At 67.5% G+C, this 12,714-nt stretch carries 12 protein-coding genes; 6 read left to right on the forward strand and 6 right to left on the reverse strand.

What is annotated here, in order from left to right; all coding sequences use genetic code 11:
- Nucleotides 1–47: 47 nt before the first annotated feature.
- Together chrA and CX676_RS03575 are read left to right on the forward strand one after the other, a co-directional pair.
- Nucleotides 48–1,424 carry a chromate efflux transporter gene (gene chrA / locus CX676_RS03570; protein WP_101751389.1) on the forward strand — a complete coding sequence of 459 codons (1,377 nt, stop codon included), beginning with the start codon at nt 48–50 and terminating at the stop codon, nt 1,422–1,424.
- A 119-nt stretch (nt 1,425–1,543) separates the two neighbouring features.
- Nucleotides 1,544–3,445 carry a BTAD domain-containing putative transcriptional regulator gene (locus CX676_RS03575; RefSeq protein WP_101751390.1) on the forward strand — a complete coding sequence of 634 codons (1,902 nt, stop codon included), beginning with the start codon at nt 1,544–1,546 and terminating at the stop codon, nt 3,443–3,445.
- Here CX676_RS03575 and CX676_RS03580 read toward each other — a convergent pair.
- The 4 genes from CX676_RS03580 to gatB all read right to left on the reverse strand — a co-directional run bounded on the left by CX676_RS03580 (nt 3,442) and on the right by gatB (nt 8,175).
- Nucleotides 3,442–4,164, reverse strand: coding sequence for a hypothetical protein (locus CX676_RS03580; RefSeq protein WP_101751391.1), 723 nt, complete (start codon nt 4,162–4,164; stop codon nt 3,442–3,444). The genes CX676_RS03575 and CX676_RS03580 overlap by 4 nt on opposite strands.
- Nucleotides 4,165–4,169: 5 nt before the next feature.
- A complete protein-coding gene (locus CX676_RS03585; RefSeq protein WP_101751392.1) occupies nt 4,170–5,615 on the reverse strand; it encodes a peroxidase family protein in 1,446 nt (481 codons plus the stop codon).
- Nucleotides 5,616–5,664: 49 nt separating this feature from the next.
- The gene (locus CX676_RS03590; protein ID WP_232816574.1) at nt 5,665–6,543 is read right to left on the reverse strand and encodes a YcaO-like family protein; all 879 of its coding nucleotides are present in this window, start codon (nt 6,541–6,543) and stop codon (nt 5,665–5,667) included.
- 120 nt (nt 6,544–6,663) lie between these two features.
- A complete protein-coding gene (gene gatB, locus CX676_RS03595) occupies nt 6,664–8,175 on the reverse strand; it encodes an Asp-tRNA(Asn)/Glu-tRNA(Gln) amidotransferase subunit GatB (protein WP_101751394.1) in 1,512 nt (503 codons plus the stop codon).
- A 234-nt stretch (nt 8,176–8,409) separates the two neighbouring features.
- On the opposite strand from gatB, the gene CX676_RS03600 reads away from it, so the two are divergent.
- The 3 genes from CX676_RS03600 (at nt 8,410) to CX676_RS03610 (ending at nt 10,806) form a co-directional block, all read left to right on the forward strand.
- On the forward strand, nt 8,410–9,060 hold the full coding sequence (locus CX676_RS03600) for a lytic transglycosylase domain-containing protein (protein ID WP_101751395.1): 651 nt from the start codon (nt 8,410–8,412) through the stop codon (nt 9,058–9,060).
- Nucleotides 9,060–9,440, forward strand: a complete 381-nt coding sequence (locus CX676_RS03605) for a YigZ family protein (protein WP_101751396.1) — start codon at nt 9,060–9,062, stop codon at nt 9,438–9,440. The genes CX676_RS03600 and CX676_RS03605 overlap by 1 nt, the downstream gene beginning before the upstream one ends.
- Before the next feature lie 76 nt (nt 9,441–9,516).
- Nucleotides 9,517–10,806: a PQQ-dependent sugar dehydrogenase gene (locus CX676_RS03610; protein ID WP_101751397.1), complete on the forward strand. Its 1,290-nt coding sequence runs from the start codon at nt 9,517–9,519 to the stop codon at nt 10,804–10,806.
- 23 nt (nt 10,807–10,829) lie between these two features.
- Here CX676_RS03610 and CX676_RS03615 read toward each other — a convergent pair whose 3' ends face one another.
- Nucleotides 10,830–11,567, reverse strand: a complete 738-nt coding sequence (locus CX676_RS03615) for a cytochrome c biogenesis CcdA family protein (protein ID WP_101751398.1) — start codon at nt 11,565–11,567, stop codon at nt 10,830–10,832.
- 46 nt (nt 11,568–11,613) lie between these two features.
- The gene (locus CX676_RS03620; RefSeq protein ID WP_101751399.1) at nt 11,614–12,315 is read right to left on the reverse strand and encodes a GntR family transcriptional regulator; all 702 of its coding nucleotides are present in this window, start codon (nt 12,313–12,315) and stop codon (nt 11,614–11,616) included.
- 132 nt (nt 12,316–12,447) lie between these two features.
- Here CX676_RS03620 and CX676_RS03625 point away from each other — a divergent pair, with 132 nt between their 5' ends.
- Entirely contained in the window at nt 12,448–12,705 is a 258-nt protein-coding gene (locus tag CX676_RS03625) for a hypothetical protein (protein WP_101751400.1), read from the forward strand.
- Nucleotides 12,706–12,714: the final 9 nt, after the last annotated feature.

Genomic DNA, 12,714 nt, shown 5'->3' on the forward strand with positions numbered 1-12,714 from the left:
GTGATTGCCGCCGATGGTGCGCCGATCAGCCCGAGCGGAGCCGCCAGATGACCGAACCTGCCGATCAGACTGCGCGCCCCTATCCGACGCTTGCCGAGGCCACGAGGGTCTGGGCGCGGGTCGCCGCCCTGTCCTTCGGCGGGCCGGCGGGGCAGATCGCGGTGATGCATCGCATCATCGTCGAGGAGCGGCGCTGGATCGGCGATGACCGTTTCCTGCACGCGCTGAACTTCTGCATGCTTCTGCCCGGACCCGAGGCGCAGCAGCTGGCCACCTATATCGGCTGGCTGATGCACGGGGTGCGCGGCGCTCTGATCGCCGGGGTGCTGTTCATCCTGCCGGGCGTGGTCTCGATCATGGCGCTCAGCTGGATCTATGCCATCTGGGGCAATGTCGGCATCGTCTCGGCGCTGTTCTTCGGCCTCAAGGCGGCGGTGCTGGCGATCGTGTTGCAGGCGCTGGTGCGGGTGGGCAAGCGGGCGCTGAAGAATAATGCGATGCGGGCCATCGCCGCCCTGTCCTTCGTCGCCATCTTCGCTTTCGGCGCGCTCTTTCCGCTGATCGTGGCAGGCGCGGCGCTGGTCGGCTGGCTGGGCGCCAAGGCGGGGATCGCGGCCTTCGCGGCAGGCGGCGGGCATGGTTCCGTGGGCGGCACCCATGTCGCCGATGCCGGGACGCTGCTGGGCGAAGAGACACGCATCATGCCCGCGGGCGAGCGGCGCGGCGCGCTGGTCGCCGGGCTGGCGGCGCTGGTCCTGTGGCTTCTGCCGGTCGGGCTTTTGCTGGCCCTCGCCCCCGGAACCGTCTTTGCCGACATCGCCGGCTTTTTTTCCAAGATGGCGGTGGTGACCTTCGGCGGCGCCTATGCGGTTCTGGCCTATGTCGCGCAGGAGGCCGTTGGCACCTATGGCTGGCTGGCACCCGGCGAGATGCTGGACGGGCTCGGCATGGCCGAGACCACGCCGGGGCCGCTGATCATGGTGCTGCAATTCGTGGGCTTCATGGGCGCCTGGCGCGAGACCGGCAACCTGATCGGCGGCACGGCGGGGGGATTGCTGGCCACCTGGGTCACCTTCGCCCCCTGTTTCGCCTGGATCTTCCTCGGCGCGCCGTGGATGGAGCGGCTGCGCGAGAACCGGGCCTTGAGCTCGGCACTGACGGCGGTGACGGCTGCGGTGGTGGGGGTGATCCTGAACCTGGCGATCTGGTTTGCCATCCATGTCATCTGGCGCGAGGTCATCCGCGTCGAGGCCGGGCCGCTGTCGATGGAACTGCCGGTCCTTGGCTCGATCAACTGGGCGGCGGCCATGCTTGCGGCCTGCGCGATCGTCGCGGTCTTCCGGCTGAAGCTCGGGATGCTGACGGTGCTGGGGGCCGCGGCTGCGGCGGGGATCGGGCTCTACCTGGCGGGGATGACGGGGTAGGGCGCAGGTGCGCACCGCTACCCTCGGGCCCTGGTGTCGAAGGGTTTTCCTTGGTCCTCTGCTGTTGCAGGACGCACCGGGCTTTGCTTTAGTCGCGTGGCGCAATAGTTCCTTTCGACATGAGTGAAGACAGCCTCGCCCGCATCCTGCTGCAGATCCTATCCTCGGTGCGCCTGCGCAAGGCGCAGGCATTGCTGTATTTCCTGCTGGCCGATCAGGGCGGGGTCCATCGCTCGGACAAGATCATTGATCTCTTCTGGCAGGAATCCGACCAGCAAAAGGCCTCGTCCTCCTATCGGCAGGTGATCCGCCACATCCGCCGCGAGTTGGATGCCGCGCAGGAGATCACGCTGGAAACCGGGTTCGGCGCGGTGTCGCTGCGGCTGCCGGGCGGGTTCTCGTTCCAGAACGAGGTGGCGACCGGGCTGGCCGCTGCAGGCTGGAGCGAGGAGACCGCCGAGATCCTGCGCGAGTTCGTGGGCTATACCCTGCGGCTCGAGGGGCTGAGCTCGTCCTTCGACAGCTGGCTGGTGATCACCCGCAACAACCTGCTGTCGCTGTTGCGCAAGACGCTGGACGAGCGGATGAAGGCGACCGATGGTGCGCGGCTGGCCGAGTTGCGCGCGCCTGCCGAGTTCGCGCTGGGGCTGGAGCCGGCGAACGAAACCGCGGTGCGCATCCTGATGACGCTGGACTGGCAGTCGGGTCACTCGACCCGGGCGATCGAGCGTTACAACCTGCTCTATGCCCATCTGGACGAGGAATACGACCAGGAGCCGGAACCCGAAACCATCGAATTGCTGGCGGCGATCAAGCTGAGCCCGGCGGCGGGGGCGGTGCAGAAGCAGGTGGTCAACCGCCGTCCCGAGGTCTCGCTGAGCGTGGGGCTGATGCCGGGCGAGGGCATTCCCGCCGAGATGGTCAGTTTTGGCACGGTGCTGTTCTCGGATATCCGGATGCGTATGGGGCGGTTCCGCGAATGGCGGGTACTGGACGACGAGGGGGGCGAGACCGCGCAGGCCCGCGTCACCCTGCGCCCGATCTATGCCCTGCAGACCTATCGCCTCTTCGTCGAGGTGCAGCGCGGCACCGACCGTCAGCTTCTCTGGTCCGAGATGATCGAAAGCCCCGAGAGTGATTGGGAAAGCAAGGCCCGCCGGTTGCTGTCGAACATCGCGAACGCGCTGTCGGTGGTGGTCTCGGACCGCTCGCTGTCGGAATCCGGCACGCATATCTATGACCGCTGGCTGAAGGCGCAGGCGCTGCTGGACGACTGGTCGCCGCAGACCGAAAGCGCGGCGATGGTGATGCTGGAAGAGATCACCCGCGAGGCGCCGCGCTTTGGCCCCGCCCATGCTGAACTGGCCGGGGCGCTGAACGTCCGCCATGTGCTGCTGCCCGGCACCCGCCCCAGCGACGAGGTGAACCAGCGCGCCCTGCACCATGCCATCGTTGCCGTCTCGATCGACCCGCTCGACACCCGGGCGCATCGGGTCGTGGCCTGGTGCTATTGCCACAAGCGGGAATTCGGTCTGGCCGAGTTCCATTTCGACCAGTCGCTGAACCTCAACCGCAGCAACCCGCTGACGCTGGCCTCCTGTGCGCTCGGCTTTGCCTTTGCCGGCAATCCGGGCCGCGCCGCCAGCCTCGTGGCCGAGACCAAGGCCCATGCGGCGGTGATGGAGCCGTTCCACCTGATCTACCTCGCCGCCGCCGATTACCTGCTGGGCGACTACCAGGCCGCCGCCGAGGAATGCAGTCGCGGCGGCGGGCTGATGCCCACGGTCGGCGGCTGGCACAGCCTGTCGCTGTGGAAGCTGGGGCAGGAGAAAGAGGCCGTGCAGCGCTTGCGCGACTACACCGCCGAGATACGTGGCCTGTGGCGCGGGTCAGCCGAGCCGACGGATGCGCGCATCCTCGACTGGTTCGGCAATTGCTTCCCGCTGCGCGACGCCGCCGCGCAGGCCGATCTGCGCGCGACGCTGGACCGCGTGGCCCAAACCGCCGCCCTCGCGGGCTAGCGGCACATGTTCGTCGCGTAGATCCCGACCGAGCGGTAGAAGGCCCGGAGCGGGCTTTTCATGATTTCGTTCTTCACGTCATCCGCCGCGCCGCCGCCGGCATCGTTGAACACGCCCCGCGCCTTCAACGTTTCGGCCATGTGGCGTTCCAGCGCGTCCTGCAGCGCCTGCGTCCAGCCCGGTTCGCCCTTGGTGGCGAATTCGCGCGTCATCTGCAGGATCTCGTCCTTCATGCTGGCCAGCATCAGCGCCCGGTCCAACTCGTAGGACAGCGGCGGCCGGAACCCGTCCGAGCTGCCCTGGTCCTGCAACTGCTTGTCGGTGATCTCGAGCGTCTGGTCCGAGGGCACGACGAGGATGCGGGTGTTGCGGTCGGGCTTCTTTTGCCGGCGCTTGCGGCGTTCGAACTCGATCCGGACATCTGTATTGTCGAGGATCGCGGCGCGCTCGTCATCGCTCAGCGCCGCGCCGCCGCTCTGGACCGAGAAATCCTGCACCATCAGCGCGTGCCGGACCTGGTCTTCCAGCTTGTCCAGCTCGGCCGGCGGCAGGCCGCCCGGGCCCAGCTTCGACAGCCGGACCATCAGCTTGCCGATGAATTCCACGTTCAGCGGCTGGCCGTCGCCGCCCTTCTGGTCGTCGATGCTGCCATCGCCATGCAGGTAGAAGGCCGCCTGATCGACCTCGCTGCCGACGATCACGTATTGGTTGCCGCTCATCTGGATTACCCCTTTCTCACAGTAGCGATCAGTTCAAGCATGGTGGCCGGATGCGGCAGGCCCTGCGCGCCCCGGCTGCCGGTGGTCAGTTGCACCCGCGCGATCGAGCCCTCGATCGAGCCGCGCAAAAGCGCGCTGCCCAAGGGGCCGAACCCGCCTCTGACGCCGTGCAGCTGCGCCTCGATCATCAGCGTCTGGAACAGCGGACCCCATTCGATCATCTGGGTCGTCACCTTCACCGGCGAGGCGGGAAAGCGGGTGTTGAATTCGGGGGTGATCGTCCCCGCCGCCAGCCGTGCGGGCCAGGGCGCGGGCAGTTTCGCGATGGCGGCCTCGATCCGGTCATTGCCGGCGCGCAGCGGTTCGGCCTCGCGGGCGGACTCGGCATCGAGGGCGATCACCGCCGCAGCGGTCGCAGGGTGGCGCAGTTCGGGCGCGACGCTGGCCGAGAGGCCGGTTTTCGGCCCCCCGGGCTTGGCCCCGAAGAACAGGTCCCAATCGATGCTCCAGTCCAGCTCGGCCTCGCTGTGGTCAAAGCCGGTTCTCAGCATCGCGCGCAGATTATGGGTGCCGCTGCGCCCGAGGTGATAGCCGGCCAGCGGCAGCGCATGGAAGGCGCGGAACAACCCGTGCAGCAGCGTCGCCTCGTCCAACTGCCATTCGTCGGGCAGGGTGGGCAGGGCGGCGATCTCGGGATGCAGGAAGCGGGGCAGGATGTCGCCCGTGACGATGCCATGCCAGACCCGCACCGCATGGTTGCGCACCGCCACATAGGCGGGGAAGGGTCGCATCCCCTCGGCCATCAGCCGGCGGGCGCAGAGATTGTGGAACTGCATCCAGGCCACCGACAGCTCGTGCAGCATCAGCGAATCCCGGTTGCGCTCGTCATAAAGCGCGCGCAGCGGCTGCCGGTCGCCGCCCGGCGCGCTGTCCGCCGCGAAGCGATAGACCCGCGCCAGCCGCGCCCCGGGCGTCAGCCGGAACAGCATCTGGTCGGGGTCATAGACATGCGACAGCATCGTCGGCCCCGGCCCGTAGATGGTTTCCAGCGTCAGCGGGTTGTCGATCAGGTTATAGCGTCGCGGTCCCAGCACCGAGACCACGCCGACCACATCGCCCCGCGTCGCATGGGGCACCGCCGACAAGGGCACGCTGCAACCCATGTCATGGCCCATCAACTGGCCGAGATAGGTATAGCCCGAGGGGATATGTGCGCTGGCCTCAAGGCAGGCGCGGCGCCAGGCCGGGTCAGCGCGCAGCAGGAACTCCGGCCGCTGGCGTGGCACCGGTGTCACCGGGTCGGGCGTGCCGATGACCGGCGCGGCAGCGGCAGAGCGCGCGGCGCTCGGGCGCTGCGACGCGGGTGGTGCCGGGTCGATTGGGGCGGGGCTGCAGCCGAAACGGCAATTGGCCAGCAGGTCGCCGGGGTCGGGATCAAGCGTATCGGTCATGCGTCCTTTTCCTCGTCCCGCCTCGTGGCTGCGCCCATCTGCGCGCAATCTACATGAAAGGCACGCCGGTCCGGTCATTGAAAATCGGCACTGGCAGGTCGGGCTGGCACAGCCAGACCGCGATGGGGCCATCGGGCGGGGTAATGTCACGTTCGGTCAGTGCGGTACCAAGCCAGAAATCGGGCGTGGACCCGGTCGCAGCCGTGTCGGTCGCGGCGGGCGTTACCGGCGGCAGCGACGGCAGCAGCGCCGGGCCGCGTCGGGCATAGGTGGCGATGCGCTCCTGCGCCGGATGGGGGTGCCCGAGATCCAGCCGGCGCGCGGCCAGCAGTTCCATCAGGTTCATCTCCATCAGGAACAGTTCGCGCAGCGCCTTCTGCGCCGCCTCGACCGGGTCCATGGCACAGCCATAGCCGATCACCGGGTCCTGCCCCTCGGGGCTGATGCTGCGGCAGACCATCACCGCCGGCTGGTCGGGCCGGGTCTCGATCTGCCACCAGCCGGTGCGCCGCTTCAGCGCCGCGCCAAGCCGGGCGATGGTGACCATGCCGGGCAGCCCGGTCGCGGCCAGCCAGCCGTCGTCCAGCGGACGGGCCGGCACCTCCTCCAGCCACCAGCGCGCCACCGCCTGACGCTCGAAGGCCTCGAGCTGCGCGAAACGGCGGGCGGCCTCGGGTTCGACATGCGCAGCGAGCCCGTCGCGCAGCGGGGTGAAGCCCGCGCGCAGCGCCGCCGGGAGCGCGCTCAACGCCTGGATTTCCGCAGTTTCCCCCAGGCAGCGCTGATAGGCGGCCTCGCGCCCGCGCCCGACGCCACTGGCGGTCCCGCCCTTGGTCAGCGCCTGAAGAATCACGGCATTCGGCGCGAAGAAGCTCTCGCGCCAATCGAATCGCTGCCACGTCTTGGCAAGATCGCTGGGTTTACTCATCAAACTGATCATCTGCTTCTACTACCCTGGTGTCGGGACGGTTGCCCTGAACCCAGACTAGAAAAAGCCGCGTGATCTGTCTGTGAATTTGCTGCGGAGCGAGGTGTCAGCGACCGGGGATCACCCCAGCTTCTTCGCCACCAGCTCGTTCACCGCCGCCGGGTTGGCCTTGCCGCCGGTGGCTTTCAGCACCTGGCCGACGAACCAGCCGGCCAGTTTCGGGTTGGCCTTGGCTTTCTCGACCTGGCCCGGGTTGGCGGCGATGATCTCGTCGACCGCTTTCTCGATGGCGCCGAGGTCGGTCACCTGCTTCATGCCGCGCGCCTCGACGATCTGGGCCGGGTCGCCGCCTTCGGTCCAGAGGATCTCGAACAGGTCCTTTGCGATCTTGCCCGAGATGTCGCCCTTGGCAATCAGGTCGATCACGCCGCCCAGCTGTGCGGCCGAAACCGGCGAGGTCTCGACGCTGAGCCCTTCCTTGTTCAGTCGCCCGAACAGCTCGTTGATGACCCAGTTCGCCGCCATCTTGCCGTCGCGGCCCTGCGCCACGGCCTCGAAGTAATCGGCATTCTCGACCTCGGCGGTCAGCACGCCGGCGTCGTATTCCGACAGGCCCAGAGCCTCGACGAAACGCGCCTTCTTGGCGTCGGGAAGTTCCGGCAGGCCGGCGGCGATGCCGTCGATCCAGGCCTGCTCGATCTCCAGGGGCAGCAGGTCGGGATCGGGGAAATAGCGGTAATCATGCGCCTCTTCCTTCGAGCGCATCGAGCGCGTCTCGCCCTTGTCGGGATCGTAGAGGCGGGTTTCCTGCGTGACCTTGCCGCCGTCTTCCAGGATGGCGATCTGGCGGCGGGCCTCGTAATCGATGGCGGCCTGGATGAAGCGCAGCGAGTTCATGTTCTTGATCTCGCAGCGGGTGCCCAGATGGCTGAAATCCTGCGTCTCCTGGTACCGCTCATAGGCGCCGGGCGGGCAGACCGAGACGTTCACATCGGCACGCAGGTTGCCGTTCTGCATGTTGCCGTCGCAGGTGCCGAGATAGCGCATGATCTGGCGCAGCTTCGACACATAGGCCGCCGCCTCCTCCGGGCCACGGATGTCGGGGCGGCTGACGATCTCCATCAGCGCCACGCCGGTGCGGTTCAGGTCGACGAAGGACATGGTCGGGTCCATGTCATGGATCGACTTGCCGGCATCCTGTTCCAGGTGGATGCGCTCGATGCGGACGCGGCGGGCGACGCCCGGACCCATGTCCACGATCACCTCGCCCTCGCCGACGATGGGGTGGTAAAGCTGGCTGATCTGGTAACCCTGCGGCAGGTCGGGATAGAAATAGTTCTTGCGGTCAAAGGCCGAGCGCAGGTTGATCGCGGCCTTGATGCCAAGGCCGGTCTTCACCGCCTGCGCCACGCAAAACTCGTTGATGACCGGCAGCATCCCCGGCATGGCGGCATCGACGAAGGCCACATGGCTGTTCGGCTCGGCGCCAAAGCCGGTCGAGGCGCCCGAGAAAAGCTTGGCATTGCTGCTGACCTGGGCGTGAACCTCCAGCCCGATGACCAGTTCCCAATCCTGCTTGGCGCCGGAAATGACTTTCGGCTCGGGGGCGGTATAGGAGAGATGGTCGAGCATGGCGGGCCTCGTTTTGCTTTCGCCGGTATTTACGGCAGGGGCGGCAGGGCGGCAAGGGCGGCCGTCGCGGGGGCGCTGCGGGCGGCTTTGCGCGCCGCCTTGCCGGTCGGGCCGTTGGATCGGCAAGTTCTCGCCCAGTTTTGATAACTCACGAAAACTCGAGCGATTCCGGCGTTTGCGGAATGAACCGGATCGGCTAGCGACAAGGTAACAGCAACAACCCTGTCGAGCCTCATGCCGTCCCTGACCAAGCTTTTCGCCCCGCTTGCCCTCTGCCTTGCCGTCGCCGGATGCGACAGCGCCACAACCGGAGCCGATGCAGGCGCGAACATGCTGCTGCCGGTGACGGCGCCAAAGGCGGCGATTGCGGCCCCGGCCGCGGCGCAGGTTTCGATGCGCTGGGGCGATCGCAACGGGTCGGATGCCTGGACCAAGGCCACGCTGGCGGCGCTGGAACAGCACGGGGTGCAGATGGTCTCGCAGGTGCCCGGCGATATCTCGTCGTATTGCCCGGCCTATGCCGAGCGCGGGCCCGAGGGGCGTCGCGCCTTCTGGGCCGGCCTGTTGTCGGCGGTGGCCAAGCACGAAAGCACCTATAACCCGCAGGCCAGCGGCGGCGGCGGCAAGTGGCTGGGCCTGATGCAGATCTCGCCGGCGACCTGGAACCATTACGGCTGCACCGGCAAAATGATGGACGGGGCCGACAACATGGCCTGCGCCGTCAAGATCATGAGCCGCCAGGTCGGGCGCGACAATGCCGTGGCCCGCGGTGGCGACGGCTGGCGCGGCGTGGCGCGGGACTGGGCGCCGATGCGCAATGCCAGCAAGCGTGCCGATATCGCCGCCTGGACCAGCAAGCAGAATTACTGCCAGTCGCCGGTCTGATGACTGAAGGGCAGGCGGACGGCCTGCGCGTCTACGACAAGATCATCAGCGATCGCGGGTCGCGCTATGCCGTCAGCGGCGGCGTGGCGCGCGACCGTGAAGAGGCCTTGGCGCTGCTGGCCGCGCTGAAGCGGCAGAAGCGATTCGCTAAGGCCACCCATAACACCTGGGCCGCGATCCTGGCGGGCGAGCCGGTGAAGGATGATGACGGCGAATCCGGTGCCGGCGCGCTGATCCTGCAGATGCTGGAACGCGCCGGGCTGACCGATCACGTCGTCATCGTCACCCGCTGGTATGGCGGCAAGCATCTGGGCGGCGACCGCTTTCGCCATGTCGCCGATGCGGTGCGGCATTATTTCTCCGAGACCGGGCTGGGTTAGGGCAGATTTCCCGAATGCGTCTGGCCTTGGCCGGGCCGCACGCTAGAATGGTCTGGAATACCAGACGGGGGATTTCATGGATTTCATGACGAAGGTCGCCGAGGTTGTCGGCGGGGTGATGGTGCAGCTGCGCAAATCCTCGGCGCCGAAGATTGCGGCAGTGGGGACCACGCCCGAGATCCCGGATGCGAAGAAGCAGGGCATCATGACGCTGAAGATGCCGACGGCGCGGGGCTGGGACAAGGGGCATAAGCCGCAGACGGCACCGGGGCTCAAGGTGAATGCCTTTGCCGAGGGGCTGGCCCATCCGCGCTGGATCAAGGTTCTGCCCAATGGCGACGTGCTGGTGGCCGAGGCATTGCAGGAAGAACGCCCGCCTCGCGACCTGATGGACCGGGCCATGGTCGGCACGATGAAGCGCGCGGCGGCGGTCGGCAAAAGCGCGAACCGCATCTCGCTGTGGCGCGACCGCGACGGCGATGGCGTGGCCGAGATCCGCCATGATTTCCTGACCGGGCAGCGCCAGCCCTTCGGCATGGCGCTGGTCGATGGCACCTTCTATGTCGGCAATACCGACGGGATCGTGGCCTTTGCCTATGCCGAGGGCGCGGACCGGATCGAGGGGCAAGGCCGCAAGCTGGTCGATTTCAAGCCGGGCGGGCACTGGACCCGCAGCCTGATCGTCTCGCCCGATCGGCAGCGGATCTATGCGGGCGTCGGCTCGCTCAGCAATATCGGCGATCAGGGCATGGCCGAGGAAGAAGGCCGCGCCTCGATCTGGGAACTGGATCTGGCCAGCGGGCAGGCGCGCGAATTTGCCACCGGGCTGCGCAATCCGGTGGGTCTTGCCTGGGAGCCGGAGACGGGTGCGCTCTGGACGGTGGTGAATGAACGCGACGGTCTGGGTGATGAGACGCCGCCGGATTACCTGACCTCGGTCACGGACGGCGGTTTCTACGGCTGGCCCTATTCCTATTGGGGCCGCACCGTCGATGACCGGGTGGCGCAGGATGCCGCGCTGGTCGCGCGCGCCATCACCCCGGATTACGCGCTTGGCGGGCATACGGCCTCGCTCGGTCTCTGCTGGATGCCCGAGGGCACCTTGCCCGGATTTGGCGCCGGCATGGTGATCGGCCAGCACGGATCGTGGAACCGCTCGACGCTGAGCGGTTACAAGCTGATCTTCGTGCCCTTCGCGGGCGGCAAGCCCTCGGGTCCGCCGCGCGACATCCTGTCGGGCTTCCTCTCGCCGGACGAAAAATGGTCCTATGGCCGGCCGGTGGGCGTGGCGGTCGGGCCGGATGGCAAGTCGCTGTTGATGGCCGATGACGTGGGCAATGTGATCTGGCGGGTGACGGGGGCGTAAGCCGCCCGTCAGACCAGCTCCCGTCAGACTAGAACAGCCGACCAGTCGAAGGTCCGGATCATCCAGTCGGCGATGCGGTTCACGCTGCCTGTGGCGACGAGGGCCGCGAAGACCAGAAGCAGCAGACCCGAGGCGCGTTCGGCATGGCGCATCACGTCGCGATGCCGGGCGATCCAGCCCAGCACCGGCGCCGCGAAAGCTGCCGCCAGCACGAAGGGCAGGGTCATGCTGAGTCCGAAGGTCGCCAGCAAGCCGACCCCGCGCATCAGACTGTCGCTGCCCGAGGCAATCAGCAGGATCGCGGCCAGCGACGGCCCGACGCAGGGCGTCCAGCCAAAGCCGAAGGCCAGCCCGACGAGATAGCTGCCAAAGGCACCGCGCCGCCGGGGCTCGGCCCCGATCCGCGCCTGCCGGTCGAGGGGCGCGAGCCGCAGCACTCCCAGCAGGTGCAACCCAAGAACGGCCAGAACCGCCGCCGCCACATAGGACAGCGGCTGGCGGTAATCGGCAAAGGCGCGGCCAAGCGTGGTTGCGCCCAGCCCGAACAGCAGGAAGATGCTGGTCACGCCAAGCGCGAAGGCGATGGCGGCCATGATCAGGCGGCGTTGCGCGCGCGGCGCGATCGCCTCGCTGCCCCGCAACTCGGGGATCGAGACCCCGCCCAGGTAGCCGAGATAGAAGGGCAGCATCGGCAGGATGCAGGGCGAGGCAAAGGCCAGAAGCCCGGCCAGCGCGGCACCCAGATATCCGATGTCCGGCATGGCGTCCCCCTTCAGGCCGGGACGGCGGGCGAGGGGTGGCGGATGGTCAAGCTTGCATCCCGGCCGGTCGCAGGGTGGCCAGGGTGGCGCTGTAATGCTCTCCCAGCAGCCGGCAGGCCAGATCGGCATCCCGCGCCAGTGCTGCCTCGAGCAGTGCCTGATGCTCGGCCACCGCGCCGTCGCGCCGTGCCGGATTGGGGTTGATGTTCAGCGAGATGTTCCGATAGCGCACCGCCTGAACCATCATCGTGGCGCAGAAGCCCTTGAGCCAGGCCGAGGCGCAGCAGCTGATCAGCAGCCGGTGGAACTCGTTGTGGCGGATATCCCATTCCTCGGAAATGCGCGTGGCGACCTCGGGTCCAAGGCGGCGCGAACTGCGGGCGAGGCGGTGGCAGGCCAGCACCAGGTCCTCTTCCCATTGCTCGTCGCCAAGGGCGATGGATTCGCGTAGCGCCAGCGTTTCCAGCAGGATGCGGGTGCGCACCAGCTCGGCCAGCTCCTCGATCACCAGCGGCGACACGAAGAAGCCCCGCTGGTTGCGGCGCTGGACCAGCCCCTCGGCCGAAAGCCGGTTCAGCGCCTCGCGCACCGGCACCGCGCCGATGCCATAGCGGTCCGAAACGGTTTCGATCTGCAGCTTGGCATCGGGCATCAGGTTGCCCAGCAGGATGTCGCGGCGAATGCGGTCATAGGCCTGTTCCGACAGGCTGCGCGGATCATCGGCAAGGCTCTGCTGGGCTTCGTTCATGGCGATGCTCCGATCCGTTGGCCTGCCCGGGCAGGGATGTGCCCGCGTGTTGGTCGCGCCGTTCTGGCACAGGTCACGACCGGTCGCAATTCCGACGCGCCGCGTTGCAGGCCTGCGGGCTGCGGATGCGCGATGCGGGCGCAGGATCGCGCCGGGCTAACCGGTTATTTCGGAACGGCAAAAAAATATACGTTCGATCAATTAGAGAATGGGAATATCTGGAACTTGGTGCATGATCGGGGGGAGAGACGGACCAGTGGGGGGATTCGGTCCGTCTCTCGACCATTCACGACAAAGCTGTCGCTTTCGCGGCGCAAGCTGGAGACCACCTTCGGCCTCTTCCTCGTCGCCGTCTGCCTGAACTTCCTGTGGGAACTGCTGGCGGGCTGAGCCCCTCCT

The organism is Paracoccus zhejiangensis, from assembly GCF_002847445.1.
GTDB classification, from domain to species: domain Bacteria; phylum Pseudomonadota; class Alphaproteobacteria; order Rhodobacterales; family Rhodobacteraceae; genus Paracoccus; species Paracoccus zhejiangensis.

Coding starts and splice junctions, on each gene's coding strand:
- chrA (WP_101751389.1), top strand. CDS start 48: ATGACCGAACCTGCCGATCAGACTGCGCGCCCCTATCCGACGCTTGCC.
- CX676_RS03575 (WP_101751390.1), top strand. CDS start 1,544: ATGAGTGAAGACAGCCTCGCCCGCATCCTGCTGCAGATCCTATCCTCG.
- CX676_RS03580 (WP_101751391.1), bottom strand. CDS start 4,164: ATGAGCGGCAACCAATACGTGATCGTCGGCAGCGAGGTCGATCAGGCG.
- CX676_RS03585 (WP_101751392.1), bottom strand. CDS start 5,615: ATGACCGATACGCTTGATCCCGACCCCGGCGACCTGCTGGCCAATTGC.
- CX676_RS03590 (WP_232816574.1), bottom strand. CDS start 6,543: ATGAGTAAACCCAGCGATCTTGCCAAGACGTGGCAGCGATTCGATTGG.
- gatB (WP_101751394.1), bottom strand. CDS start 8,175: ATGCTCGACCATCTCTCCTATACCGCCCCCGAGCCGAAAGTCATTTCC.
- CX676_RS03600 (WP_101751395.1), top strand. CDS start 8,410: ATGCCGTCCCTGACCAAGCTTTTCGCCCCGCTTGCCCTCTGCCTTGCC.
- CX676_RS03605 (WP_101751396.1), top strand. CDS start 9,060: ATGACTGAAGGGCAGGCGGACGGCCTGCGCGTCTACGACAAGATCATC.
- CX676_RS03610 (WP_101751397.1), top strand. CDS start 9,517: ATGGATTTCATGACGAAGGTCGCCGAGGTTGTCGGCGGGGTGATGGTG.
- CX676_RS03615 (WP_101751398.1), bottom strand. CDS start 11,567: ATGCCGGACATCGGATATCTGGGTGCCGCGCTGGCCGGGCTTCTGGCC.
- CX676_RS03620 (WP_101751399.1), bottom strand. CDS start 12,315: ATGAACGAAGCCCAGCAGAGCCTTGCCGATGATCCGCGCAGCCTGTCG.
- CX676_RS03625 (WP_101751400.1), top strand. CDS start 12,448: ATGCGGGCGCAGGATCGCGCCGGGCTAACCGGTTATTTCGGAACGGCA.